Below are 25499 nucleotides of genomic sequence, written 5' to 3' on the forward strand. Positions count from 1 at the left end.
GCAAACTGTCTCGTTTTCGTGACAGAAAATCGGACGGCGATTAACTATGAGACAACGTACGGGTGGCGGAGCGTTAAGAATTCGTTGATTTTTTTTCGTTTCCGGGCGATGTTCAACTCATGGACGGGATGTGATCCCGTACAACCGGTTACCCCATGATGCTAGGTCCGCCGCATCTCCTGGGTCGTGGGGTCGGTCGGTCAGTTACGACAACTACGGAATCCTCGTGCCGTCGTCGTGCCTGGCCGACCCCCAATTCCGCGCCGCTCTCCGCAAGGAGGGCGGCGTTTTCGATTCGCGTTATGCAAGGAGTGCCGGAATCTCCGGCAAAGAAAAAGGCGCCGGGCGTTTCCGCCCCGCGCCTTTGCGAACCGCTCAGGTTCCCAAGATTACTTGATCTTGGTTTCCTTGAATTCGACGTGCTTCTTGGCGATCGGGTCGTACTTCGTCTTGGACATCTTGTCCGTCATCGTACGGCTGTTCTTCTTGGTTACGTAGAAGAAACCGGTGTCGGCCGTCGACAGCAGCTTGATCTTGATGGTGGTAGCCTTGGCCATGGTCGTCCTGCCTTTATGAAAAACGAAGCCGCGGACAGCCAGTCTGCTCCACGGCTTTAAATCTGCGCGGAAACTACAAATAGCGCCCGAAAAGTCAACCCTGTTTCGGCCGGAAAACCATCCGACCAAGAGAAAGTATGAGGTAAAAGCCGAAGAAGGCGACGATCGCCCAGGCAAAACCGTCATTGCCGGAGACGTCCATGGCCCCGCCGATGGCCTGCGGGCCCACCACCGTGCCGACCGCATAACAGAAGATGAAGGCCGCATTGGCCGCCGCAAGGTCCGCGCCGACGAGTCGCGAGCCGAGATGGCTGAGCCCCACCGTATAGAGCCCCGCAACGCAGCCACCCCAGACGAACAGCACGACGGCCATCAGAATCCAGTTCTGCGAGACCAGGGGCAGGGACAGCGCGCCGATCAGGCCGATGACGGCCATGATCGTCAACAGGCCGCGGCGGTCGCGCATGCGGTCGGAAACCATGCCGAGGGGGATCTGGAACGCCATGTTGCCGATGCCCATGACGGTGAGCAGAAGGGCCGCCTGCGGCTCGCTGAAGCCCGCGCGGGTGGCGTAGATCGGGAAGAGGGACAGTCCGCCCACCTCGACCGCGCCGAACACGAAGACCGCCGCCGTCGCCGTGGGCACGAGCAGCACATAGCGCATGAAGTGCGCTTCCGGCTTCTCGGTGATGATGGGGCTCTCGCGCCGTGCGATGAAGATGGGCACGGCGGCGAGGAGGATGATCATGGCGCCGACCGCAAACGGCAGAACGCCCTGGCTGCCGAGCAGCGAGAAGAGCAGCGGGCCGGCGGCGAAGCCGAGCGACAGCACCGTCGCATAGATGCCCAGGACCAGCCCGCGGCGGCGCGGCGGTGCTGCGGCGTTGATCCAGAACTCGGAGAGGATGAACAGGGTGGTGATCGCGCCGTGGAAGACGAGGCGCAGCGGAAACCACAGCCAGAAGTTCTCGATATAGTAGAAGCCCAGTCCGCTGATGGCCGCCAACACGATGGCCAGCAGCATCGTCGTCGAGGTGCCCAGCCCGTGCGCGAGACGCGTGGTGAAGGGGGCGGCCACCATCGCGGCGACACCCGCCATGGCGGAATTGATGCCGATGAGGGTCGGCGAGATCCCGCGCTTCTCCATGATGATCGACAGCAGCGGAAGCCCGAGCCCGATGGCAAGTCCCACGGCGGAGATCGCGGCGACGGCTGCAATGAGAGAACGCCAGTGAATGTGTTCCACCGGGCCGGATGTGCCGGATTGCGGCTGCGTCATATGCGGTCTGTCCTCAAAGCAGGTCCCGAAGGAAGCGTCCGTGCCGCGTGTGATACAAGGGCACGGCTCTTCCAAACGGCAGAGATTTGTCTTCCTGAAGGCTTTTTTGAAGCTCTTCAAGGATCAAGACGGTTATGTCGGGCATCTCAACGCATGTCTGATCAGAAATATTGACCCAACGCAGGTCCTCCAGCTCGTGACTGGCTGTCGCCGCGGCAGGATCGACACCGGCTTCGTCGGTGAAAAGCGTGAAGAACCGCGTATCGTAGCGGCGCACCATGCCGGCGGGCGTGATCGCGCGCGCAAGGAAGCGCAGCCGCGACAGATCGGGCAGGAAGGGCAGGGCATTGCCTGCGGGATCGGCGAGCGGCGTGCCGACGCTGATGCCCGTCTCCTCGTAGAGTTCGCGGATGGCCGCGACGGCCAGCGCCCGCAGCCGCGAATCGGAACAGCGCGCGCGGGCGCGAATCGCCAGCCTCTCGCAGGCGAGCGCATGAAGCGGGCTGGCGATGGGCAAAAGCCGGTCGTTGGCATCGCGCCGGCCGCCGGGGAAGACATAGACATCCGGCATGAAGACATGCCTGCTGCTGCGCCGCCCCACGAGGACGCGAACGTTTGTGCCCGTCCGGTCGAGAAGCAGGATCGAGGCGGCGTCGACGGGCCGGATGGCCGTCATGCCACGCTGTCGCCGCGCGCCGGCGCTTCCGCGTCATCGGCGGGGTTGTCGCCGAAACCGTGCATCTTCAGCGCCCATTGCAGGCCGATCGTGCCGCCCTTGACGGGCTGGAGCAGGGCAATCGCCATGATGATGGTGATCGGCACCCAGATCATGAGATGCTGCCACGTGTTCAGGGGCAGGATCAGGTCTGTCGCCATGTAGCCGCCGAGCACGATATGGCCGACGATGGTGATCACGATATAGGGCGGCAGGTCGTCGGAACGCTGGGGGGTGAAATCCTGGCCGCAGGCCGCGCAGTGATCGGCAGGCTTGACGAAGGCGCGGAACAGGCGGCCGGTGCCGCAGGCCGGGCAGCGGTTGAGCATGCCGCGACGGATGGAGCGCCACACGGGCCGGTCGTTCGGAGCGGGCTGTCCGCTCTCCCCGAAATGCTGCGTCGTCTCGCCGGTCTCGTTGGCTTGCATGTCACCTGTCCTTCCTGCCGGAGGCCGCTTGTGTAAACCGCGCCCGGCATGTCCTGTCTGGGCCTAGCGCCGGCCGCGTGGCGGGCGTGTGCCCGGCTGGCGGCGAGGAGCCGATCCCTTGCGCCGGCCCGACTTGTGGAACGAACGCACCGCCGTCGGCATCTTGCGGCCTTCGCTGACCATGTCGAAGCGCAGCGCGCCGGCAAGCGGCACGGCTTCGGCAAGCTTGACGCGCACCTCGTCGCCGAGGCGATAGCCGAGCCCGGTCTTTTCACCCGACAGTGCCTGGTGAGCCTCGTCATAGATGAAGTAATCCTGGCCGAGCATGGATATCGGTACGAAACCATCCGCGCCATATTCGGGCAGGGTGACAAAAAGTCCCGCTTTCGTGACGCCGGAAACGCGGCCGTCGAATTCCTCGCCGAGGCGCGCCGCAAGGTGGTGGGCGATGAGCCGGTCGACCGTATCGCGCTCCGCGGCCATGGCGCGGCGCTCGAAGGTCGAGATTTCGGCCGCGATATCGTCGAGTGCCGCCTCTTCGTCGGGCGTGATGCCGCCTTCGCCCAAGCCGAGCGAGCCCACCAGCGCGCGATGCACGATCAGGTCCGCATAGCGGCGGATCGGCGAGGTGAAGTGGGCGTATTTCATGAGGTTCAGGCCGAAATGGCCGATATTCTCGGGACTGTAGATCGCCTGGCTCTGCGAGCGCAGCACCATCTGATTGACCATCTGCTCGAAGGGCGTGTCCTTCGCCTTGGCCAGCACGCCGTTGAAATGATTGGAGCGCATGTTGCCGCCCTTCACCAGCGAGATGTCGAGCGTCTGGAGGAATTCGCGCAGCGTCTCCTGCTTGGCAAGCGAGGGGGCGTCGTGCACGCGGTAGACGAGGACCTGCTTCTTTTTCTCCAGCGTTTCGGCGGCCGAGACGTTTGCCTGGATCATCATCTCTTCGATGAGCTTGTGCGCATCGAGGCGCGGCGGCACGAAAACGCGGTCGACGGTGCCGTCGGGTTTCAGCAGGATCTTGCGTTCGGGCATGTCGAGTTCGAGCGGCTGCCGCCGGTTCCTGCCGATCGTCATGATGCGGTAGGCTTCCCAGAGCGGCTTCAGGATCGTCTCCAGGATCGGGCCGGTCTTGTCATCCGGCGCGCCGTCGATGGCGGCCTGGGCCTGCTGGTAGGACAGCTTTGCAGCACTCTTCATCATGACGCGGTGGAAGGTGTGGCCCGCCTTTCGGCCTTCCTTGGAAAAGACCATGCGCACGGCGAGCGCGGGACGGTCGACGCCTTCCTTCAGCGAGCAGAGATCGTTGGAAATGCGCTCCGGCAGCATCGGCACGACGCGGTCGGGGAAATAGACCGAGTTGCCGCGCTTCAGCGCCTCGCGGTCGAGTGCGGATTTCGGGCGAACGTAGTAGCTGACGTCGGCGATGGCGACGGTGACGATCACGCCGCCGGGATTGTCGGGCGACGTGTCCGGCTCGGCATGCACGGCGTCGTCGTGGTCCTTCGCGTCGGCCGGGTCGATGGTGATGAGGGGAAGGCTGCGCCAATCCTCGCGATGCGACATGGATGCAGGGCCCGCCGCCTCTGCCTCGCGGATAACTGCATCGGGGAAGATATAAGGAATGCCATGGGCATGGATGGCGATCATCGAGATCGCCTTTTCCGAGGCCACGGAGCCGATCACGCCCTTGATCTGCGCGCGCGGCAGGCCGAAGCGGCCGATGCGCACGACATCGATCTCCACGAGGTCGCCGTCCTTGGCGCCGGCCGTGAATTCGGCATCGACGTCCATCTCCTCGCCGCGACGGTCGATCGGCAGGATGCGCCCATTGCCGCCGGGCATGGAACGGAAGACGCCCATGCCGGAGTTCTTCTTCTTGTCGAGAACCTTGATGACGCGGCCGGTATAGGCCGGCCCGCCGCGTTCCTTGGCCGGAAAGATCTTGGCAAGAACCCGGTCGCCAAGGCCGGCGACCGGCGCCTTGTCCTTGCGCGGCCCGCCCGACTGGCGGATCAGCACCGCGGGCGCCACGCCCGCATCGTCGAGCCATTCGGCAGGGCGGCCGATCAGTTCGCCATCCACGTCGCGCGTCGTGATGTCGAGCACGGTCACCGGTGGCAGGGCGCCGGGGCGCACCAGCGACTTGCGGCGCTTCTCCAGCAGCCCATCCTCCTCGAAGGATTTCAGCAACGCCTTCAGTTCCACGCGCGCTTCGCCCTTCAGCCCGAAGGCCTTGGCGATTTCGCGCTTGGAGGCCTGCTCGGGATGATCGGCGATGAAGCGCAGGAGAACGTCGCGCGGCGGCACGACGCCATGGATGATCGGCGTGTCGTCTGCCGCCGGCGCATCACGACCCGCGCGGCCGGGCCGTCTGGATTGTCCTGACCGGCTGCGTGGTTCTCTGGTCATCCGGTCAGGCCTTCTTTGCCTTGGGGGCCGCCTTCGGCTTGGCGGCGGCCTTCGCTTTGGGCTTCGCCGTCTTGGCCTCGCCGGTCTTTGCCGCCTTCGTGGTCTTCGTCGCCTTGGCCTTGCCGCCCTTGGCAGGCGTCTTGCCGGCCTTGTCGGCGATCAGAACGAGCGCTTCCTCCAGCGTGACGCTGTCGGCGGACTTGTCCTTCGGCAGGGTCGCATTGACCTTGCCCCAGTTGACATAGGGGCCGTACTTGCCGTCGCGCACCGTGATGGGGCCGCCGTCCGGATGGTCGCCCAGCGTCTTCAGCGCGGCCGGCGTGCCGCGTCCGCGGCCGCCGGGACCCTTCGACGCCTTGTCGGCGATCACGCTGACGGCGCGGTTGAGGCCGATCGAGAAGACGTCCTCGACGGTCTCCAGATTGGCATAGCCGCCATCATGCAGCAGGAACGGCCCATAGCGGCCAAGCCCGGCCGAGATCATCTTGCCCGTTTCCGGATGCTGGCCGATATCGCGCGGCAAGGAGAGCAGGGCCAGCGCCTTTTCATGGTCGATGGTGGCGGGCGCCCAGCCCTTCGGCAGGCTGGACCGCTTGGCTTCCTTGCCGTCGCCGCGCTGCACGTAAGGCCCGAACCGACCGGAGCGCAGGGTGATTTCCTCGCCGGTATGCGGGTCCTTGCCGAGGCTTTGCGGCTCGTTGGAGACGGACGCATCCGCATCGGAACCGCTATCGGCGGAAAGCTGGCGGGTGTAGTTGCACTCCGGATAGTTCGAGCAGCCGACGAAGGCGCCGAACTTGCCGAGCTTCAGCGACAGCTTGCCGGTGCCGCACACCTGGCAGATACGCGGATCGCTGCCGTCCTCGCGCTTGGGGAAGACGAGCGGCGCCAGTTCCTCGTTCAGGGCATCGAGGACATTGGTGACGCGCAGCTCCTTGGTCTCCTCGATCTGCGCGAAGAAATCCTTCCAGAAATCACGCAGGACCTGCTTCCAGTCGAGTTCGCCGGCCGAGATCTTGTCGAGTTTCTCTTCGAGATCGGCCGTGAAATCGTATTCGACATAGCGCGTGAAGAAGCTTTCCAGGAAGGCCGTGACGAGACGGCCCTTGGCCTCGGGGATCAGCTTGCGCTTGTCGATGGTGATGTATTCGCGGTCGCGCAGCGTGGCGAGTGTCGCGGCGTAGGTGGAGGGACGGCCGATGCCGAGCTCTTCCATCTTCTTGATGAGCGTGGCTTCGGAGTAGCGCGGCGGCGGTTCGGTGAAGTGCTGCGTGGCATTCACCTTCTGCTTGTCGAGCTTCTCCTGCGCGTTGATTTCCGGCAGGCGGCCGTCGTCGTCGCCGTCGTCCGATTGCTCGCCGTCCTCCTTCTGGTCCGTATAGGCGGCGATGAAGCCGTCGAAGCGGATGACCGAACCGGTGGCGCGCACGCCGGCCTTGCGGCCGCCGTTGTCGGCTTCGATCTCGACCGTCGTGCGCTCGATCTCGGCGGAGGCCATCTGGCTCGCGATGCCGCGCTTCCAGACGAGATCGTAGAGCTTCAGCTGGTCGGCATCGAGGAAGCGGCGCACTTCATCGGGCGTGCGGTCGAACGATGTCGGGCGGATGGCCTCGTGCGCTTCCTGGGCGTTCTTCGCCTTGGTGGAGTAGAGGCGCGGCTTTTCAGGCACGTAGCGCTCGCCGAACTGGCTTGCGACGGCCCGGCGGGCGGCGTCGATCGCCTCGGGTGCCATCTGCACGCCGTCGGTACGCATATAGGTGATGAGGCCGACCGTTTCGCCGCCGATATCGATGCCTTCATAGAGCTTCTGCGCCACCTGCATGGTGCGCGACGCCGAGAAGCCGAGCTTGGAGGATGCGGCCTGCTGCAGGGTCGATGTGGTGAAGGGCGGGGCGGGGTTGCGCCGGGTGGGCTTTGCCTCGACGCTTTCCACGCGATAGGACGCGCCGTCGAGCAGGGCTTTCAGGCGGTTGGCCTCCTCGGCATTGCCGATCGCCTTTGGCGTCAGGCGCTTGCCCTCCGCAGAGACGAGACGTGCCTCGAACTCGTCGCCGCGCGGTGTCTTCAGGACGGCGGAGAGGTTCCAGTACTCTTCCGAGACGAAGCGCTCGATCTCGGCTTCCCGGTCGCAGACGAGGCGAAGCGCGACCGACTGCACGCGCCCGGCCGAACGCGCACCCGGCAGCTTGCGCCAGAGCACCGGGGACAGGTTGAAACCGACGAGGTAGTCGAGGGCGCGGCGCGCCAGATAGGCGTCGACCAGCGCGATATCGATGTCGCGCGGATGCTTCATCGCGTCGAGCACGGCCGATTTGGTGATGGCGTTGAAAACCACGCGCTTCACCGGCTTGCCGCCGATCGCCTTCTTCTTGTTGAGCACATCGAGCACGTGCCAGGAGATCGCTTCCCCTTCGCGATCCGGGTCGGTCGCGAGGATGAGGCCATCGGAGGACTTCATCGCGTCGGCAATGTCCTTGATGCGTTTTGCAGACGCGGTGTCGACTTCCCAGGACATCTCGAAGTCTTCGTCCGGGCGCACGGAGCCATCCTTGGCCGGCAGGTCGCGGACATGGCCGAAGGAGGCGAGCACGGTGTAGCCAGGCCCGAGATACTTGTTGATCGTCTTGGCCTTGGAAGGCGATTCCACAACTACAACATTCATCGTCATTTCTCTGATACCAGGTGCCGCAGCTTGAGCGCGCGGCAAAAAAGAAGGCGTCCTGCGCCGCAAAGTGTGTTTCGACATGAACAGGGAAAGCGTTTCGGTCAAGAGGTAGGGTTGAAATAAGTCGGTTACAACGCAATACAACCAAAAGTGGACTAATAAATTATTGCAATTATAAATAATCGTATTATCGTTTGGGTGGTACGGAATTGCAACCTGAAGTGATGATTCGTCACGGATGCAACGGGGGTGCCATGAACCCGAAACAAGCCACGCCAAGCATGCCGCCGCGCACTGCGGAGGATAACGTAGCCTATATACGCCAGATGCTCGGTGAATTGCGCATCATCGCGAACAATGACGGCGCCGACATGCTGCGCTACCTGATCGAGATGGCCTATGTCGAAGCCGGAGACATCCTGTCGGGCGTGAGGCCGCTCTCAGTCCGTGGTCATCGAGACGCGCCCATCGACATGGCGTTCCAGACGGCCCGCAAGGTCAAGTTCTAGCAGGATGAGATAGACGGCCGACGGGGCGATGCCGGTGTAACGAATGATCTCGTCGATCTCTGTCGGGACGGGACTGAGGGCTTCCGTCAGCCGTTCGCGATCGCTTTCGCTCGGTGGCAGCCGCTCGGCGGAGGCGATGTCCTCGTCGGGTTCGTCGGCCCCGCTGTTCGGCTGGAAGAGATCGGGCTCGCACAGGGGCCGCAAGCCGTCCAGCACGTCCCGCGCCGTCGTGGTGATCGTCGCACCATCCTTCAAAAGGCCGTTCGTTCCCTCGCAGCGGGGGTCGAGCGGCGAGCCCGGCACGGCGAAGACCAGCCGCCCGAAGTCGCCGGCATTGCGCGCGGTGATCAACGAGCCGGAGCGCATCGCCGCCTCCACCACGACGAGGCCAAGCGACATGCCGGCGATCAGACGGTTGCGGCGGGGGAAATCGCGTGCACGCGGCTCCCACCCGAAGGGCATCTCGCTGACGGCGACGCCGTCGCGTGCCGTGAGTTCGTCGAGAAGTCCGATATTCTCGGGCGGGTAGGGCTTGTCGAGGCCCCCCGCCATTGCGGCGATGGTGCCGGTCTCGATGCTGGCGCGATGGGCGGCGGTGTCGATGCCGCGGGCAAGACCGGATACGATCGTATAACCCGCCCGGCCGATATCCCGCGCCAGGAGGCCCGCGAGCTTCATGCCTGAAATGGAGGCATTGCGCGCGCCGACGATGCCGACGGCCGGCGCCGTCATGACCTTGCGATTGCCCTTGACGGCGAGAAGTGGCGGTGCGCCGTCGATCTGGCGCAGAAGGGGCGGATAGTCCGGCTCGCCGATGCCGACGAAACCCGCGCCGTGGCGTTCGGCCATGTCCATTTCGCGTTCCGCGTCCGCCCGGCTGGCGACGCGGATGCTGCGCGATGCCCCGCCGCGGCGTGAAAGTTCCGGCAGCATTTCCAGCGCGGTCTCGGCGCTGCCGAAGTGGTTGATCAGGTCGCGGAACGTGACCGGCCCGACATTGTCGCTTCGGATGAGCCGCAGCCAGGCGATCCTCTGTCGTTCCGTCAGCGCAATTCCCGTGGTCCTTGCGCTGCGGTCGTCCATCGCTATCCCTTGCTGCCGATCTTGCTTTCCGTGCCGCTCACAAGACGGCTGATATTGGCACTGTGCTTCCACCAGGTGATGAGGGTGAGCACCAGGAAGAGCAGCGCCACTTTCTCATATCCCAGAAACCACAATACAACCGGAGATACGGCCGTTGCAACCAGTGCCGAGAGCGACGAGTAGCGGGTGATATAGGCGCAGGTGATCCACACGGCCGCGAAGACCGCAAGCATGACGGGCACGAGCCCGAGCAAGACGCCGACATAGGTCGCGACACCCTTGCCGCCCTTGAAACCGAGCCAGACGGGAAAGAGGTGGCCAAGAAAGGCGGCGAAGCCAGCGGCAATGCCGGCCTCGATGCCCCAGCGCGATGCGATGGCGGCCGCGGCCGTGCCCTTCAGCGCGTCGAGAAGCAATGTCGCGGCGGCCAGCTTCTTGTTGCCGGTGCGCAGCACGTTCGTCGCGCCGATGTTGCCCGAACCGATCTTGCGCACGTCGCCCAGACCCGCCATGCGGGTGAGGATAAGGCCGAAGGGTATCGACCCGAGCAGATAGCCGAAGGCCAGCGCGGCGAGGGTCGGCAAGGGGCCGAGCGGCCAGCTGAAGATGTCGGACACGATTGTTCCCCCCGTTTCATTCCCGGTAGCCGGGGCTATACCCCGGCCGGCCGACGTCCCTTCAGCCCAGCGAATGCACCCGTTCGCCGGCAACATAGGTGCTAACGGCGCGTCCCGTAAAGCGGGCATCTTCGAAGGGCGTGTTCTTCGAGCGCGAGACGAAGGTCTCCTTGGTGGCAAGCCACGGTTCGTCCGGGTCGATCAGCACGATATCGGCCTTCGCACCCGGCGCGAGCGTTCCCGCATCGAGGCCGAAGATCTTCGCCGGGCGCGTCGACAGCGCATCGATCAGCCGCATCAACGGAACCTCGCCGCTATGGTGCAGCCGCAACGCCGCCGCCAGCATGGTTTCGAGCCCGATTGCGCCGTCCGCCGCATCGGCGAAGGGAAGCCGCTTGGTATCGACATCCTGCGGATCGTGCGAGGAAACGATGATGTCGATGTCACCGCGGGCAAGCGCGTCGACCATGGCCTTGCGATCGTCCTCGCCGCGCAGCGGCGGCGACAGCTTGAAGAACGTGCGGTACTCGCCGATATCGTTCTCGTTGAGCGTCAGGTGGTTGATCGAAATGCCGCAGGTGACATTGGCCCCGCGCTGGCGGGCGGTCTTCACGGCCTCGGCGGATTCAGGCACGGAGATCTGCGCGGCGTGGTACTTGCCGCGGGTGAGGCCGGCGATGCGCAGGTCACGTTCGAGCGGGATCAGCTCGGCTTCGCGCGGGCTGCCCGAGAGGCCGAGCCAGCTTGCAAGCAGGCCCTCGTTCATGACGCCGCCGGCACCGAGATACTTGTCGCGCGTTTCGAGCGCGATGACGGCGCCGAATTCGCGCGCATAGGTCATGGCGCGGCGCAGCACCTGCGCATTGTGCATGGGATTGCGGCCATTGGTGAAGGCCACCGCGCCGGCATCCTTGAGCAGGCCGAATTCCGTCATCTCCTCGCCGGCGAGGCCCTTGGTGAGAGCGGCGGCCGGGTGGATGTTGACGATCGCCTTGTCGCGGGCGTTCTTCAGCACGAACTCGACCAGCGCGATATCGTCGATGACGGGATCGGTGTCCGGCATGGTGATGAAGGTGGTCACGCCGCCTGCCGCTGCGGCGCGCGAGGCGGATTCGATGGTCTCGCGATGTTCCGCGCCCGGCTCGCCGACGAAGACCCTGGCATCGACGAGGCCGGGTGCGGCGATCACGCCGCGGCCGTCGACGATCTCGGCGCCCTCAGGGGCGCCCTGGTTCTGTGCGCCGCTGCCGATGGCGGCGATTCGGCCGTTCTCGATGACGACGGAGCCGTTTTCATCGAGATTACGGGAGGGGTCGAGGATACGGAGGTTCTTCAGGACGGTGGTGCGGGTCATGCGCGGACATCCTGGTTCTGCGAGAGGAGAAGCGTCTGCATGACGGCCATGCGCACGGCGACCCCCATCTCGACCTGCTGTTCGATCACGCTCTGCGGGCCGTCGGCGATTTCGGAGGCGATCTCCACGCCGCGGTTCATCGGGCCGGGATGCATGACGAGCGCATCTTCCTTCGCCGCCTTCAGCTTTTCGGCGTCGAGGCCGTAATAGTGGAAATACTCGCGCACCGAGGGCACGAAGGCGCCGGACATGCGCTCGCGCTGCAGGCGCAGCATCATCACGACGTCGGCGTCCTTCAGGCCTTCCTCCATGGAGTGATAGACCTCGGCCCCCATTTCCGCGATGCCTGATGGCAGCAGCGTCGCCGGCGCCACCACGCGCACCCGCGCGCCCATGGCGTTGAGCAGGAGGATGTTCGAGCGGGCGACGCGCGAATGCAGCACGTCGCCGCAGATGGCGACGATGATGCGCGACAGCTTGCCCCGGGCGCGGCGGATGGTCAGCGCGTCGAGCAGGGCCTGGGTGGGATGCTCGTGCTGGCCGTCGCCGGCATTGATGACGGCGCAGGACACTTTCTGCGCCAGAAGGGCGGCGGCCCCGGCGGAGGAGTGGCGCACCACCAGCACGTCCGGATGCATGGCATTCAGCGTCATCGCGGTGTCGATCAGGGTTTCGCCCTTCTTTACCGAGGAATTGCCGACCGACATGTTCATCACGTCCGCCCCGAGCCGCTTGCCGGCCAGTTCGAAGGACGATTGCGTGCGGGTGGACGCTTCGAAGAAGAGATTGATCTGCGTCAGGCCGCGGAGCGCCGACGTCTTCTTCTCCCGCTGGCGGGAGATTTTCACTGCCTCGTCGGCACGGTCTAGCAGGAGGGTGATGTCCTGCTCCGTCAGACCCTTGATGCCGAGAAGGTGGCGATGCGGAAAGAAGTCCATGGGGGCTCCGCCTCAACTGTCGTGGATACGCGCGGTCTATAAAGTGTCGGTTTGCGCGCGGCAAGGCGCGGCGGGCGGCGCGCTATGCATTCCCACGCTTTTGTTCGCTGAACCGCATCTGCGGCATCACGGCCCCGTTTCGCCCCGTCGCGACTTGGGATAGAACCCGCTCATGACTCGCGACACCGAACAGAAACTTGCCGATCTCAACCAGCCGCCGCTATGGTCGGGCATCAACGCCTACCGCTCCGATCCGCTGCTGGTCGACGCCACGGATGCCATGCCCAAGAGCCTTCGCGACGAGTTCGACGCGATCGGCCGCTATGTGACCTCGCCGGAGGCGCAGGAGCTTGCGCGCATGGCAAACGAGGGCGTGCCGCAGCTGCGCACCCACGGCCCGCGCGGCGAGCGCCTCGATGTCGTGGACTATCACCCCGCCTGGCATGCGCTGATGCGCCGGTCCATGTCGAACGGCCTGCATTCCTCGCTCTGGGAAAACGTCCCGGACGAGAAGGGCATTGCGCACAAGGCACGCGCCGCCCGCTTCTTTCTGACCGCGCAGCTGGAATGCGGGCATCTCTGCCCGCTGACCATGACGAGCGCTTCCGTCGCGGCGCTATCTGCGTCGCCGCAGGTCCAGCGCGAATGGGGCCGCAAGATCCTGTCGCGCAAATACGACAGCGCCAACAAGCCCGCCATGCAGAAGAACGCCATCACCATCGGCATGGGCATGACGGAAAAGCAGGGCGGCACGGATGTGCGCGCCAACACCTCGACGGCCGAACGGGTGGGCGAGGGCATCTACCGGCTGAACGGCCATAAATGGTTCATGTCCGCGCCGATGAGCGACGGTTTCGTGATGCTCGCCCAGACCCGCGAGGGCGTCGGCTGCTTCCTCGTGCCGCGCCTGCTGGAGGACGGTTCGGGCAACGGCCTGCGCTTCCAGCGCCTCAAGGACAAGGTCGGCAACCGCTCCAATGCCTCGTCGGAGGTGGAGTTCTCCGATACGTTCGGCTTCCTGCTCGGCAAGCCCGATGCCGGTATCGGCACCATTCTCGACATGGTTACGCTGACGCGGCTCGATTGCGCGCTGGCCTCTGCCGGCATCATGCGGGCGTCGCTTGCGGAAGCCGTGCATCACACCCGCGGCCGCATGGTCTTCGGCAAGCCGCTCGTCGCGCAGCCGATCATGACGCGGGTTCTGGCCGACATGGCGCTCGATGTCGCCGGTGCGACCGCGCTCTCCTTCCGCCTCGCCGACGCCTTCGACAAGGCGCGCGACAGCGCAAGCGACGCCGCCTATGCCCGTATCATGACGCCGGTCACGAAATACTGGTGCTGCAAGATCGCGCCCGCGCTCATCTACGAGGCGATGGAATGTATCGGCGGCAGCGGCTACGTGGAGGAGCGCCCGATTGCCCGCCACTACCGCGAGGCGCCGGTCAACGCGATCTGGGAAGGGTCCGGCAATGTCATGGCGCTCGACCTGATGCGCGTCATCAGCCGGGGCAGGGACCTGTTCGAGCTGCTCTTCGCCGGCTTTGCCCGCGATCTCGGCCCCGCCGGCAAGAAGACGGTGGAGGTGCTGCGCGCCGCGCTCTCGCTGTGCGAGCGCGACGAGGGCGCTGCCCGCATGCTGGTGGAGCAACTGGCCCTGGCTGCGGCCGCCGCCGAACTCTACCGTGCCGGTGCCGGCCGCATCGCCGATGCCTTCCTGGAGACGCGTCTGGCCTCCGGCTGGCGCGCGACCTACGGCATGCTCGATTCGCGCTTCGATTCGGCCTACATCGTCGACCTGCTCTATCCGCCGGCCAGATAGGCTGCCGCGGCCAGGACGATGGGAATGGTGAAGAAGGACGCGACCGTCTGAAGCGTCGCAACCGCCGCATAGAGCGGCGCGTCGCCACCCATCTGCTTTGCCAGCACATAGCCGTTCATGGCAGTCGGCACGCTCGCCCCCATGGTAATCGTCATGAGGAGCTCGCCGCGCATGCCCAGCGCATAGGCCGCCGCCGTCATCACGACGGGCATGAAGATCAGTTTCAGGAACACCGGCAGCAGCGCCAGCGGCCGCGGTTGCAGGGCATCTGCGAGTTTCAGGCCGGCACCGACCAGAATGAGGCCCAGGCTCAGCGACGAACTCGCGACCAGTTCCGCCGTCTGCATGACCGGCCGATAGAGCGGGATTTCCAGCAAATTGACGGCAACGCCCAGCGCCGAGCCGATGATCATCGGGTTTGTCAGCACCTTCCAGAGGAAGGTCTTCAGGCTCCGGCTGCCGCCGCCGAACCAGATCAGCATGGCGATATTGTAGAAATTGAGGGGAATGATGATCAGCGTGGCCACCAGCGCCACGAGCGCGAGGCTTTGTTGCCCGTAGAGCTTTTCCCCTATGGCGAGCGCGATGAAGGCGTTCCAGCGGGTCGAGGTCTGGAAGACCGAGGTGAAGGACGAACCCGACACCCCGGCGGCCCGGAAGAGCGGCCAGGACAAGGCGAGCAGCAGCGCGATGAGCGTCACCGAGCCGATGGAGCTGACCGCGACGCTGCCGGCTGCGATCCCCGAGAACTCGGCCTTGGCGAGCGTCGTGAAGAGCAGGCATGGAAACAGCACATAGAAGCCGAGTTGCTCGAGGCCGTTCCACATGTCGCGGTCGATGGCGCGCCAGCGTTTGAGCATCACGCCCAACACGACGAGCAGGAAGATGGGCAGGATGCTTTCGAAGATAAGGAGCATGGAACCGGAGGGCCGAGAGACGATTATCCGCTCATGCCCTTTCGCGGTGGTGGTGGCAAGTGTGGTTGTGACCGCCGCACATGTGGAAATTAACCTTAATCGCAGGTTTGCATTGCGCGGACAGGGTTAACCGGCAAAGCTGGCATTAACCTGCTGTTAACCATGTAGCGAGTGACGAGTATGGCCATGGCGGCCCGGATATCGGTCATGACGACCCTGTTTTCCTTCGCGGCGGTGGATATCGTGCTTCCGCTCATCGTTCTTGTCGCGGTCGTGGCGATCAGCGAAACGCTGTTTGTCGCCGCGGACCTTCTCGCAACGCGCAGGAGGGCGGCATGAAGTGGTTCCTCATTCTCTGGGCGGGGCCGATTGCGCTGCTGGGCAGCTGGTACGGGCTGTCCTACTACGACATGAATTTCGGCATCTTCATGCTGACGCGCGATGCCCATGATCTGGTGTTCCGCATCTACGGGCACATTCTCGGCATTCCGCCGGAGAACATTCCGCCGCTTGTGCTGCGCGCCATCATCCTCGACAGCTTCCTCGTGCTCGGCATCATCGCCTTCCGCCGCCGCAGGAAGATCGCGGCCTGGTGGCAGGCGCGCCGTCAGTCGGCGCCGGCCGTCCTGGCCAGGGATGAAAGCCTGTCCAGCGCGCCCTGAAGAATGAAGGACGCGGCCGCCGAGTCGATGCGCTCGGCCCGCTTCTTGCGCGAGACATCCATTTCGATCAGCGTGCGTTCCGCCGCCACCGTCGAAAGCCGTTCGTCCCAGAAGACGAAGGGAATATCTGTTTTCTCCGACATGGAGCGTACGAAGGCGCGGGTGGCCTGCACGCGCGGACCGGCGCTGCCGTCCATGTTGACGGGCAGGCCGATGACGAAGGCCGCGATCTTCTCTTTCGCCGCAAAGGCCAGCAGCAACTCGGCGTCCTGCGTGAATTTCACGCGCTTCAGAACAGGCCGGGGTGTCGCGAGCCGTCGGCCGATATCGGAGACCGACAGGCCGATGGTCTTGGTGCCGAGATCGAGGCCCGCGACAGGCTGGCCGGGGGCGAGGACCTGCGACAGTTCTTCCAGCGTCAGCGTCGCCATGGGGCAGCCTCTCAGCGTTTGCGGACGAATTCGGTGCGCAGCACCAGGCCGCGGATGCTTTCATGCCGGCAGTCGATTTCTTCCGGGTTGTCCGTCAGGCGGATCGAGCGGATCACCGTTCCCTGCTTCAGCGTCTGGCCCGCACCCTTGACCTTCAGGTCCTTGATGAGCACGACCGAATCGCCATCCGCCAGCACATTGCCGGCGGCGTCGTGTACGACGCTCTGCGCAGCCTTTTCCGCTGCGATCTCCGAAGCCGGGCGCCATTCGCCGGTCGCTTCGTCATAGATGTAATCGTCGTCGCTCACGGCGAACTCCTTCTTCAAATCATGAGCGCCACGCTTATAACGATCCGGCGGCGGATGGAAACGGCCTTCGCGCCGACTATATTGCGTGACGAATCCAAACCGGAGACTTCCCATGAAAATCACCTGGCTCGGCCACTCGGCTTTCCGCATCGAAACGGCGAAGGCGAAGATCCTCATCGACCCGTTCTTCACCGGCAATCCCGCCTTCGACGAGGCGACGCGCAAGGACGCCGTTTCCGGCCTCACCCATATCCTGCTGACCCACGGCCACGGCGATCATGTCGGCGATACGATCGGGATCGCGAAGGAAACCGGCGCGACCGTGCTCGCCAATGCCGATCTCGCAACCTGGCTCGGCGCCAAGGGGGTTGAGAATATCGATATGGGCAATACCGGCGGCACCGTGCATTTCGACGGCTTTTCGACAACCTTCGTCAATGCGCTGCATTCGTCGGCGCAGATCACCGAGGACGGCACCTCCCACTCGCTCGGCAGCGCCAACGGCCTGGTCCTGCATTTCGAGGACGAGCCGACGCTCTACCACATGGGCGATACGGATATCTTTTCCGACATGGCGCTGATCAACGAGCTGCACCAGCCGGAAATCGGCCTGGTGCCGATCGGCGACCGGTTCACCATGGGCGGTGCCGTGGCGGCACTCGCCTGCCAGCGCTTCTTCACCTTCGGCACCGTCATTCCCTGCCATTACGGTTCCTTCGGCATCATCGACCAGACGGCGGACCTTTTCGTGCAGGCCATGGAGGGTGCATCCACCCGCATCGAGGTGCCGCAGGTCGGTGGCGTCGTCACGCGCTGAGCGGCGGGAAATCGGGCGAGGGGGCGTGGAACCGGCCATTCCCCCGTTGCGCCCCTTGGGCTTGGTCATTATAGCGAAGGGGAAATTTCCCACCGGAGACCGTCCATGTCCGTAGATCTAGCCACCGTAAAGCGCGTTGCGCGCCTTGCCCGCATCGCCGTCAGCGAAGAAGAGGCAAACCGCATGACCGGCGAGCTCAACGGTATCCTCGGCTTCGTCGAACAGCTGTCCGAGGTGAATGTCGAGGGCGTCGAGCCGATGACCTCAGTCACCCCGATGGAGATGCGCAAGCGCCAGGACATCGTCAACGACGGCAACAAGGCCGATGCGATCGTCGCCAACGCCCCGGCCACCGACCGCAATTTCTTCCAGGTTCCGAAGGTTGTGGAGTAATCCTTGACCGTCACAATCGACGTCGAAAGCCCGCTTACGGATGAGGTTCGCACGCTGATCGCAGAGCTGAACACGGTGCTGCTTGCGCTGTCGCCGCCGGAGGCGTGCTATAACCTCACCGTCGAGGAGATGGCCGATCCCACGGTGAAGGTCTGGATCGCACGCGACGGCGACGCCGCGATCGGCTGCGGCGCGCTGAAGCGCCATTCCGATATGGTGGGCGAAGTGAAGCGCATGTTCACCCGGCCGGCCTGGCAGGGACAAGGCGTCGGCCGGTCTGTGCTCGACAAGATCCTGGAGACCGCCGAACGGGAGGAGCTGGAAACGCTCGTGCTCGAAACGGGCGACCAGCATCCGGCGGCATGGGCGATCTATGAGAAGGCGGGTTTTACCCGCTGCGGCCCCGTGCTCGACTACCCGGATTCACCCTATTCCGTATTCTATCAAAAGCAGCTTCGTGCTGCCTGACCTGAAGTGACCGCACCAATGACCGACCTGACCCGCCTGACCATTGCCGAAGCCCGCGAAAAGCTCTCCGCCAAGGAGATCAAGGCGGTCGAGCTGACGGACGCGTATCTTTCCGCGATCGAGGCGGCCAATCCGGCGATCAACGCCTATGTCGCCGTGACGCCGGAAAAGGCACGCGAGATGGCGAAGGCTTCCGACGCCCGCATCGCCGAAGGCAAGGCCGGTGCGCTCGAAGGCATCCCGCTCGGCATCAAGGACCTGTTTGCGACCGAAGGCGTGCACACGCAGGCCTGCAGCCACATCCTCGACGGCTTCAAGCCGCAATACGAATCGACCGTCACCCAGAACCTCTGGAACGATGGCGCCGTCATGCTCGGCAAGCTCAACATGGATGAGTTCGCCATGGGCTCGTCCAACGAAAGCTCCTATTACGGCGCCGTGAAGAACCCGTGGCGCGCAAACGGCTCCAACGCCGATCTCGTGCCGGGCGGTTCTTCCGGCGGATCGGCGGCGGCCGTTGCAGCCTTCCTCTGCGCCGGCGCGACCGCGACGGATACGGGCGGCTCCATCCGCCAGCCGGCGGCCTTCACCGGCACCGTCGGCATCAAGCCCACCTATGGCCGCTGCTCGCGCTGGGGCATCGTCGCCTTCGCCTCCTCGCTCGATCAGGCCGGCCCGATCGCCCGCGACGTGCGCGACGCCGCGATCCTGCTGAAGTCGATGGCGAGCGTCGACGCCAAGGACACGACCTCCGTCGACCGGCCGGTGCCGGATTACGAAGCGTCCCTCGGTCAGTCGCTGAAGGGCATGCGCATCGGCATCCCGCGCGAATACCGCGTCGATGGCATGCCGGACGAGATCGAGGCGCTCTGGCAGCAGGGCATCGCCTGGCTGAAGGATGCCGGCGCCGAAATCGTCGATATCTCCCTGCCGCATACGAAATATGCCCTGCCGGCCTACTACATCGTCGCGCCCGCCGAGGCCTCGTCGAACCTAGCCCGTTACGACGGCGTGCGCTACGGCCTGCGCGTCGACGGCAAGGACATCGTCGACATGTACGAGAAGACGCGCGCCGCCGGCTTCGGCACGGAAGTGAAGCGCCGCATCATGATCGGCACCTACGTGCTGTCGGCCGGCTACTACGACGCCTATTACCTGCAGGCCCAGAAGGTACGTACGCTGATCAAGCGTGATTTCGAACTGGCGTTCAATGCCGGTGTCGACGCCATCCTGACGCCGGCGACCCCGTCGTCGGCCTTCGGCATCGCCGACGAGGAACTCGCGTCCGATCCGGTCAAGATGTACCTTCAGGACATCTTCACGGTGACGGTGAACATGGCCGGCCTGCCGGGCCTCACGGTTCCCGCCGGCCTCGACCACAAGGGCCTGCCGCTTGGCCTCCAGCTCATCGGCAAGCCCTTCGACGAGGAGAGCCTGTTCCGGACGGCCCACGTCATCGAGCAGGCCGCCGGCCGCTTCACGCCGGCCAAGTGGTGGTAAGCGGCAGGTAGCCCTCAGCAGGTCTGATGAACGACCTCGCCCAGCTTCGCGACAAGTAAGGATCGTCCGGCCATGTGCCGGGCGGTGTCGTTTCGGGCGGATCATCGTCGTGGATAGCCGCCGCCGGTCTCTCGCCGACTCACGCCAACGGTGCTTTCATCGTGCCGGGGAAAGGTCTGGCGCATGGTCATGGTTCGCAATGCCCGGGAAGGCGATGTCGCGGCGCTCGTCGAAATCGGGACGAGGGCGTGGGAGCAGGCCGTGGTCGGGGTCGCCGATCTCCAGGTCCGGCGCGACCATGCGCGCAACGCCTTCGAGCAGTTCCTGTCGGGCCACTGGCTGCATGTCAGCGTGGCCGAAACCGATGGCGCGCCCGCGGGCTGGGCGGCGCGCGAGGCGCTCGACGACGAGATCAGCGACCTCTGGATCGATCCTCTCCAACAGAAAAAGGGATTGGGGACCGCGCTGCTGGCGGCGATGGAGGCGGAAATCGTCGCCGCTGGGTTCGAGGCGTCCCGGTTGCAGACCCACGCGCGCAACATCGCTGCCGTCGCCTTCTTCCAGAAGCATGGCTATTCGGTGAACTGGCTTTCCGTCGACTATTCGCCGCGTCTCGATCGCAATGTCGAATCGATCGGGCTACGCCGCCAGCTCGTCGCCGATCTCCCGGTCGGCTACGGGCCGGGCGGGTTTTGAAGGAGGCGCGGCCTTCGCCGCGCCTCCGTCCTGTCACTGGTTGTCAAGTTGCGATCGCACGAGCTCAAGCCCTCGTTGCGTGATGCGGTAGGGCCTGCCGCCGGAAGACGCGATGCAGCGCCGGCGTTTCAGCTTGCGGAAAAGATCGAGGTCGAGCCCGCTCGCCCGCCATCCGTCGCGCGTGATGCAGGCGACGGCGATGATCTTGCGGTTCTCGTCTTTTTCGATGTCGATCCTGCCGCCCTGGGCGAGCAGGTGGAGAATGCGCTGTTCTGCGCGGGAAATGTCCATTGTCGTGGGAATCCGTCAGGCGTTCGAACGAACGCGAAAAAACGTTCCGCCACCGGCTGGTGGCAGGGTTCATCGTTTTTCCGACCCTGTGCGCAAAAGCTGCGGACAGGGTCTCTAGCGGGACTCAGACGAGTTGGACATCAAGACTCCATTTGCGGATGTCCCTTAGATAAATCCGACATCTTCCATCGTCAACGTCACGACCAGATCAGCGAGTGATGCAGGAAGACGGCGGTCTTCACGCCGTTGGCCGAGGCAAGCGCGATATTGGCTGCGCCAAGCGCGATGTCACCGGCGGCGTAGAGGCCGGGCAGGGAGGTCTGTCCCGTATCGTCGGTCTTGAGGATGTTGCCGATCGGCGTTTGCTTCAGTTCGAGGCCGCGATCCCGCGGGATGTCGCTGCGCACGCGGGCTTCCGGACTGACGAACAGCGCCTTGACCAGTGTGGGAATGCCGGGGCCCGTTTCGACGGCGAGCATGCCGCCCGGCCCATCCGCGACGGCCGTCACGCGGCCGGGTCGCAGCTTCACATTGCGTGCCTCGAGCACGGCCAGATCCTTTTCGTCCGGCTCCGGTACCGCATTGGTGAAGAGCGTCACATCGCCCCAGTCGGCGACCACGGCCGCAAAGCGCGCGGCGTCGGATGTGCGTGCCAGGACGCCGACCGCCCCTCCGCCCACTTCGTAGCCATGGCAGTAGGGGCAATGCAGCACCGTCGTGCCCCACCGCTCCGCAAGGCCGGGAATATCCGGGAGCTGGTCCTCGAAACCGGTGGCGAGCAGCACGCGCCGCGCGTCGATGCGTGCACCATCGCCAGCGACGACGAAGAAGGCGTCTCTTTCGCCCTCCAGCCGTTCGGCCGGCGCATCGCGGAAGGTGACGGTCTCGTAGGCCGCAAGCTGGCGGCGGGCATCGGCGAGGATGTCGCCCCCCGGCCTGCCGTCCTGGGCGAGGAAGCCGTGCGAGCGGGCGGCGAAGCGGTTGCGCGGCAGCCCCGTGTCGAGAATGGTGATGCGGCGACGGGCGCGGGCGAGCTGCATGGCAGCGGACAGGCCGGCAAAGCCCCCGCCGATGATGATGGCATCTTCGGTCATGATCGTCCTTTCCTGTGAGCGTGCGGCATCCTTCACCCGGCATGTACCGGGCGTTCGAAGGGATGCCAGGGAAGTGGCTGCCTTTAGCCGGTGTCGGTCCGGCAGCGTTTCGCCGCCGCGCGGAAATCGGCGGCAAGGTCGGCCAGCGTCGTGCCGGCAAAGCGCGCCATCAGGATGGCTTCCGCATCCTTCAGCGCGTCGCCGATCACCCGGTTGACGGATTGCTCGACAACGCAACCCGGCATCTCCGTCGCCGGGCCGATCTGGAAGACGATCGGCTCGCCAAGTGCATTGTAGATGTCGAGCAGCGAGATTTCGGCGAGCGGCCTGGCGAAGTGCCAGCCGCCACCATGGCCGCGGCCGGATTGCACGATCCCGGCATCACGAAGCCCGGCCATGGTGCGGCGCACGACGACGGCGTTGGTATCGAGGCAGCGCGCGAGATCGTCCGAGGTCATCGGCTCCTCGCGTTCGGCCATATGCATGAGTGCATGAAGCACGGCAGAAAGACGGCTGTTCCTTTTCATGTAACAATAATAGTTACGAATTATGATGGATGTCAAGAAGCGGCGGGATAGGATGTCAGCCGGCGAGCAACAGCCGTTGGAGGTCGGCACCGAAGATCAGCGCCGCGAGGACCAGCGCTGCATGCAGAATCAGGATCGCGAGAAGCATCGTGCGAAAGGGCTCCTTGCGGGTCTTGTGCCGCAACAACCGTTGCGCCGCGAAGGCGCCGAGGCTGCCGCCGAAGAAGGCGAGTTGCAGCAGGCGTGCTTCGGAAACACGCCGATGGCCGTCGCGCGCGGCTTCCTTGTCCCACCAGTAGACGCAGAACGTCACGACGTTGAAGAGGAGGAAGATGATCAGAAGTGTTGCCCGCGTGCCCATGGCGCGCTTTTACCCGCACAACCTTGCCGGCCGGCTAATGAAGGCCGGCGGCATCCGCTGAAATCCTTGCGCCGCCTGCCCATATGTTCTACCGAGACAACACCGAAGACACCACAGCAAGAGCCTAAAATGACCCTCGTCGACGTCCGCACTCCCGATCCCAAACGCTTGATCCCCGGCGCCACCGGCGACTGGGAAGTCATCATCGGCATGGAGGTGCACGCACAGGTTCTTTCGAATTCGAAGCTCTTCTCCGGCGCCTCCACGGAATTCGGCAAGGCGCCGAATGCCAATGTGTCGCTCGTCGACGCGGCCATGCCCGGCATGCTGCCCGTGATCAATGAGGAATGCGTCAAGCAGGCCGTGCGCACCGGTCTTGGCCTGAAGGCTGAGATCAACCACCGCTCGATCTTCGACCGCAAGAATTACTTCTATCCCGACCTGCCGCAGGGCTACCAGATCTCGCAGTTCAAGGACCCGATCGTCGGCGAGGGCAAGATCGTCATCTCGCTCGGCCCGGATCGCCAGGGCAATTTCGAGGATATCGAGATCGGCATCGAGCGTCTGCATCTGGAGCAGGACGCCGGCAAGTCGATGCACGACCAGCATCCGACCATGTCCTATGTCGACCTCAACCGCTCGGGCGTGGCGCTGATGGAGATCGTCTCCAAGCCGGACATGCGTTCGTCTGACGAGGCCAAGGCCTATATGACGAAGCTGCGCTCGATCGTGCGCTATCTCGGCACCTGCGACGGCAACATGGACGAGGGCTCCATGCGCGCCGACGTCAACGTTTCCGTGCGCCGGCCCGGCGAGCCCTTCGGCACGCGCTGCGAGATCAAGAACGTCAACTCCATCCGTTTCATCGGCCAGGCGATCGAATACGAAGCCCGCCGCCAGATCGGCATTCTCGAGGATGGCGGCGTCATCGACCAGGAGACGCGCCTGTTCGATCCCGGCAAGGGCGAGACGCGCTCCATGCGCTCCAAGGAAGACGCGCACGACTATCGCTACTTCCCCGATCCGGACCTGCTGCCGCTGGAGTTCGACAACGAATTCGTCGGCAAGCTTCTGGCCGATCTGCCGGAACTGCCCGACGACAAGAAGATCCGCTTCGTCAAGGATCTCGGTCTTTCGGTCTATGACGCCTCGGTTCTCGTCTCCGAAAAGGCGATCGCCGATTATTTCGAGGCCGTGGCGGCCGGCCGCGACGGCAAGATCGCCGCGAACTGGGTCATCAACGACCTCCTGGGCGCCTTGAACAAGGCCGGCAAGGACATTGAAGAGACCCCCGTTTCCCCCGATCAGCTCGGCGGCATCATCGATCTCATCAAGGATGGCACCATCTCTGGCAAGATCGCCAAGGACCTCTTCGAAATCGTCTGGAACGAGGGCGGCAGCCCCGCCGAGATCGTCGAAGCGCGCGGCATGAAGCAGGTGACGGACACCGGTGCCATCGAAAAGGCGGTCGACGAGATCATCGCCGCCAACCCCGATCAGGTCGCCAAGGTTCTCGCCAAGCCGACGCTTGCCGGCTGGTTCGTCGGCCAGGTCATGAAGGCGACGGGCGGCAAGGCCAACCCGCAGGCCGTTCAGGCCCTGGTCAAGGCCAAGCTCGGTATCGAGGACTGAGGCAATTCCAGGAAAAGTGTGAAGCGGTTTTCCCTCCGGAATGGCTTCAAAACAAGGAAACGACCATGTTCTTCGTCCGCACGGTCTCGGAACGCGACCTGGCGAAAGTCAGCGCACTGCTGTCGGCGACGTGGCATGCGACCTATGACGCGCTCTACGGCACCGACAAGGTGAGTGAGATCAACGCGCGCCGGCATTCCGTGCCGGCGCTGAAGGAACGGCTCGCGCGCAAGGACAGCGAATTCGTCGTCGCCGATGATGGCAAGGCCTTCGCCGGCATGGGCTATGCCGCCATGGCGGAGGACCGGCCGAAGACGGCCGTTCTTCACCAGCTTTATGTCCTGCCGGATTACCAGCGCCAGGGCATTGGCCGCGACATGTTCGCGGAACTCGAAACCTGCTTTCCCGATGCCGAGACGATGCGGCTTCACGTCGAGAAGGACAATCTTCTGGCCGTTTCGTTTTTCGAACGCTTGGGTTTTGCGACCATCGGCGAAACAGTCGATGACTTTGCGGCGGGAATTGCCATGCTGATTCTGGAAAAGCGGCTCGATTTCTAAGGAAAGGGCGAAGCCTTCGCGGCAACCGCCAGGCGCCGAATACATGAAGGCCCGCCGTCCTTTCGGGTGGCGGGCCGCTTCGGCATGATGTCAGGCTTTGACGATATTATCGGACCAGAACGGCGCGGGGCTCGTTATTGTCTGCGTTGAGCAGGATGTTGACCGAAGCGCCGGACGTCAGGTTTGCCGGAACCGGGACGCTCACGGGCAGGGCGACGCTCTTGCCGTCCTGGAGGCGGATGACGCCGGTGCGGGCATCGTAATCCTGAACGATGCCGCTCAGCGATGCTGCGGAAGCCGAGCCGGCAACGAGGAGGGCGAGGGCGGCGGTGGAGAGAGCTACAGTGTTCATTTTAATCACCTTTGTGTTTGGACGTGAGAAATTCAGCGGGCCAGAACGGCGCGCGGCTGGTTGTTGTCTGCGTTGAGCAGGATGTTGACGGCAGAGCCGGACTTCAGGTTC

Annotated in this window: 29 protein-coding genes; 11 read left to right on the forward strand and 18 right to left on the reverse strand. The window is 64.5% G+C overall.

What is annotated here, in order from left to right; translation table 11 throughout:
• Window positions 1-389: 389 nt before the first annotated feature.
• From rpmG to topA, 6 genes are all read right to left on the reverse strand, one after another.
• Window positions 390-557: a 50S ribosomal protein L33 gene (gene rpmG, locus B5M41_RS21220; protein WP_134650720.1), complete on the reverse strand. Its 168-nt coding sequence runs from the start codon at window positions 555-557 to the stop codon at window positions 390-392.
• A gap of 94 nt (window positions 558-651) precedes the next feature.
• On the reverse strand, window positions 652-1836 hold the full coding sequence (locus B5M41_RS21225; protein ID WP_134650719.1) for an MFS transporter: 1185 nt from the start codon (window positions 1834-1836) through the stop codon (window positions 652-654).
• Window positions 1837-1849: 13 nt separating this feature from the next.
• Window positions 1850-2512, reverse strand: a complete 663-nt coding sequence (locus tag B5M41_RS21230) for an NUDIX hydrolase (RefSeq protein WP_134650718.1) — start codon at window positions 2510-2512, stop codon at window positions 1850-1852.
• Entirely contained in the window at window positions 2509-2979 is a 471-nt protein-coding gene (locus B5M41_RS21235; protein WP_134650717.1) for a DUF983 domain-containing protein, read from the reverse strand. The genes B5M41_RS21230 and B5M41_RS21235 overlap by 4 nt, the downstream gene beginning before the upstream one ends.
• Window positions 2980-3042: 63 nt before the next feature.
• The gene (gene rnr, locus B5M41_RS21240) at window positions 3043-5394 is read right to left on the reverse strand and encodes a ribonuclease R (RefSeq protein ID WP_134650716.1); all 2352 of its coding nucleotides are present in this window, start codon (window positions 5392-5394) and stop codon (window positions 3043-3045) included.
• 4 nt (window positions 5395-5398) lie between these two features.
• Window positions 5399-8056: a type I DNA topoisomerase gene (gene topA, locus B5M41_RS21245; protein ID WP_134650715.1), complete on the reverse strand. Its 2658-nt coding sequence runs from the start codon at window positions 8054-8056 to the stop codon at window positions 5399-5401.
• 257 nt (window positions 8057-8313) lie between these two features.
• Between topA and B5M41_RS21250 the strand changes: the two genes are divergently transcribed.
• Window positions 8314-8568: a hypothetical protein gene (locus B5M41_RS21250; protein WP_134650714.1), complete on the forward strand. Its 255-nt coding sequence runs from the start codon at window positions 8314-8316 to the stop codon at window positions 8566-8568.
• Here the strand turns inward: B5M41_RS21250 and dprA are convergent.
• The 4 genes from dprA to B5M41_RS21270 all read right to left on the reverse strand — a co-directional run bounded on the left by dprA (window position 8500) and on the right by B5M41_RS21270 (window position 12560).
• A complete protein-coding gene (gene dprA / locus B5M41_RS21255) occupies window positions 8500-9651 on the reverse strand; it encodes a DNA-processing protein DprA (RefSeq protein WP_134650713.1) in 1152 nt (383 codons plus the stop codon). The two genes, B5M41_RS21250 and dprA, sit on opposite strands and share 69 nt — an antisense overlap.
• 2 nt (window positions 9652-9653) lie before the next feature.
• Window positions 9654-10268: a glycerol-3-phosphate 1-O-acyltransferase PlsY gene (plsY, locus tag B5M41_RS21260; protein ID WP_413713186.1), complete on the reverse strand. Its 615-nt coding sequence runs from the start codon at window positions 10266-10268 to the stop codon at window positions 9654-9656.
• 61 nt (window positions 10269-10329) lie between these two features.
• Window positions 10330-11622 (reverse strand): dihydroorotase, encoded by a 1293-nt coding sequence (locus tag B5M41_RS21265; RefSeq protein WP_134650711.1) that lies wholly within the window; start codon window positions 11620-11622, stop codon window positions 10330-10332.
• Window positions 11619-12560, reverse strand: a complete 942-nt coding sequence (locus tag B5M41_RS21270) for an aspartate carbamoyltransferase catalytic subunit (protein WP_134650710.1) — start codon at window positions 12558-12560, stop codon at window positions 11619-11621. The genes B5M41_RS21265 and B5M41_RS21270 overlap by 4 nt, the downstream gene beginning before the upstream one ends.
• Window positions 12561-12732: 172 nt before the next feature.
• Here B5M41_RS21270 and B5M41_RS21275 point away from each other — a divergent pair, with 172 nt between their 5' ends.
• On the forward strand, window positions 12733-14379 hold the full coding sequence (locus B5M41_RS21275) for an acyl-CoA dehydrogenase family protein (RefSeq protein ID WP_134650709.1): 1647 nt from the start codon (window positions 12733-12735) through the stop codon (window positions 14377-14379).
• On the opposite strand, the gene B5M41_RS21280 is transcribed toward B5M41_RS21275, so the two are convergent.
• The gene (locus B5M41_RS21280) at window positions 14361-15296 is read right to left on the reverse strand and encodes an AEC family transporter (RefSeq protein ID WP_134650708.1); all 936 of its coding nucleotides are present in this window, start codon (window positions 15294-15296) and stop codon (window positions 14361-14363) included. The two genes, B5M41_RS21275 and B5M41_RS21280, sit on opposite strands and share 19 nt — an antisense overlap.
• Before the next feature lie 207 nt (window positions 15297-15503).
• Here B5M41_RS21280 and B5M41_RS26910 point away from each other — a divergent pair, with 207 nt between their 5' ends.
• On the forward strand, window positions 15504-15635 hold the full coding sequence (locus tag B5M41_RS26910; protein ID WP_256365811.1) for a hypothetical protein: 132 nt from the start codon (window positions 15504-15506) through the stop codon (window positions 15633-15635).
• On the forward strand, window positions 15632-15958 hold the full coding sequence (locus B5M41_RS21285; RefSeq protein WP_134650707.1) for a DUF6105 family protein: 327 nt from the start codon (window positions 15632-15634) through the stop codon (window positions 15956-15958). The genes B5M41_RS26910 and B5M41_RS21285 overlap by 4 nt, the downstream gene beginning before the upstream one ends.
• Here the strand turns inward: B5M41_RS21285 and ruvX are convergent.
• On the reverse strand, window positions 15904-16389 hold the full coding sequence (gene ruvX, locus B5M41_RS21290; RefSeq protein ID WP_134650706.1) for a Holliday junction resolvase RuvX: 486 nt from the start codon (window positions 16387-16389) through the stop codon (window positions 15904-15906). The two genes, B5M41_RS21285 and ruvX, sit on opposite strands and share 55 nt — an antisense overlap.
• An 11-nt stretch (window positions 16390-16400) precedes the next feature.
• Window positions 16401-16697: an alkylphosphonate utilization protein gene (locus B5M41_RS21295; protein WP_134650705.1), complete on the reverse strand. Its 297-nt coding sequence runs from the start codon at window positions 16695-16697 to the stop codon at window positions 16401-16403.
• A gap of 112 nt (window positions 16698-16809) precedes the next feature.
• Here B5M41_RS21295 and B5M41_RS21300 point away from each other — a divergent pair, with 112 nt between their 5' ends.
• The 5 genes from B5M41_RS21300 to B5M41_RS21320 all read left to right on the forward strand — a co-directional run bounded on the left by B5M41_RS21300 (window position 16810) and on the right by B5M41_RS21320 (window position 20571).
• Entirely contained in the window at window positions 16810-17514 is a 705-nt protein-coding gene (locus tag B5M41_RS21300) for a metal-dependent hydrolase (RefSeq protein ID WP_134650704.1), read from the forward strand.
• A gap of 105 nt (window positions 17515-17619) precedes the next feature.
• A complete protein-coding gene (gene gatC / locus B5M41_RS21305; protein WP_134650703.1) occupies window positions 17620-17907 on the forward strand; it encodes an Asp-tRNA(Asn)/Glu-tRNA(Gln) amidotransferase subunit GatC in 288 nt (95 codons plus the stop codon).
• A 3-nt stretch (window positions 17908-17910) separates the two neighbouring features.
• Entirely contained in the window at window positions 17911-18375 is a 465-nt protein-coding gene (locus B5M41_RS21310; protein ID WP_134650702.1) for a GNAT family N-acetyltransferase, read from the forward strand.
• Between the two features lie 18 nt (window positions 18376-18393).
• A complete protein-coding gene (gene gatA, locus B5M41_RS21315; RefSeq protein ID WP_134650701.1) occupies window positions 18394-19875 on the forward strand; it encodes an Asp-tRNA(Asn)/Glu-tRNA(Gln) amidotransferase subunit GatA in 1482 nt (493 codons plus the stop codon).
• Between the two features lie 183 nt (window positions 19876-20058).
• The gene (locus B5M41_RS21320; RefSeq protein WP_134650700.1) at window positions 20059-20571 is read left to right on the forward strand and encodes a GNAT family N-acetyltransferase; all 513 of its coding nucleotides are present in this window, start codon (window positions 20059-20061) and stop codon (window positions 20569-20571) included.
• 33 nt (window positions 20572-20604) lie between these two features.
• On the opposite strand, the gene B5M41_RS21325 is transcribed toward B5M41_RS21320, so the two are convergent.
• The 4 genes from B5M41_RS21325 to B5M41_RS21340 all read right to left on the reverse strand — a co-directional run bounded on the left by B5M41_RS21325 (window position 20605) and on the right by B5M41_RS21340 (window position 22844).
• Window positions 20605-20862 (reverse strand): YjhX family toxin, encoded by a 258-nt coding sequence (locus B5M41_RS21325; RefSeq protein ID WP_134650699.1) that lies wholly within the window; start codon window positions 20860-20862, stop codon window positions 20605-20607.
• Window positions 20863-21059: 197 nt separating this feature from the next.
• Window positions 21060-21956, reverse strand: a complete 897-nt coding sequence (locus B5M41_RS21330; protein ID WP_134650698.1) for an NAD(P)/FAD-dependent oxidoreductase — start codon at window positions 21954-21956, stop codon at window positions 21060-21062.
• Between the two features lie 83 nt (window positions 21957-22039).
• Entirely contained in the window at window positions 22040-22483 is a 444-nt protein-coding gene (locus B5M41_RS21335; RefSeq protein ID WP_134650697.1) for an RrF2 family transcriptional regulator, read from the reverse strand.
• A gap of 55 nt (window positions 22484-22538) precedes the next feature.
• Window positions 22539-22844 carry a DUF1294 domain-containing protein gene (locus B5M41_RS21340; protein WP_134650696.1) on the reverse strand — a complete coding sequence of 102 codons (306 nt, stop codon included), beginning with the start codon at window positions 22842-22844 and terminating at the stop codon, window positions 22539-22541.
• A gap of 129 nt (window positions 22845-22973) precedes the next feature.
• Between B5M41_RS21340 and gatB the strand changes: the two genes are divergently transcribed.
• The gene (gene gatB / locus B5M41_RS21345; RefSeq protein WP_134650695.1) at window positions 22974-24476 is read left to right on the forward strand and encodes an Asp-tRNA(Asn)/Glu-tRNA(Gln) amidotransferase subunit GatB; all 1503 of its coding nucleotides are present in this window, start codon (window positions 22974-22976) and stop codon (window positions 24474-24476) included.
• 65 nt (window positions 24477-24541) lie between these two features.
• Window positions 24542-25036 (forward strand): GNAT family N-acetyltransferase, encoded by a 495-nt coding sequence (locus tag B5M41_RS21350; RefSeq protein WP_134650694.1) that lies wholly within the window; start codon window positions 24542-24544, stop codon window positions 25034-25036.
• 106 nt (window positions 25037-25142) lie between these two features.
• Here B5M41_RS21350 and B5M41_RS21355 read toward each other — a convergent pair whose 3' ends face one another.
• A complete protein-coding gene (locus B5M41_RS21355) occupies window positions 25143-25388 on the reverse strand; it encodes a hypothetical protein (RefSeq protein ID WP_134650693.1) in 246 nt (81 codons plus the stop codon).
• Window positions 25389-25499: the final 111 nt, after the last annotated feature.

Origin of the sequence: Shinella sumterensis (assembly GCF_004514425.2) — a bacterium.
GTDB classification, from domain to species: domain Bacteria; phylum Pseudomonadota; class Alphaproteobacteria; order Rhizobiales; family Rhizobiaceae; genus Shinella; species Shinella sumterensis.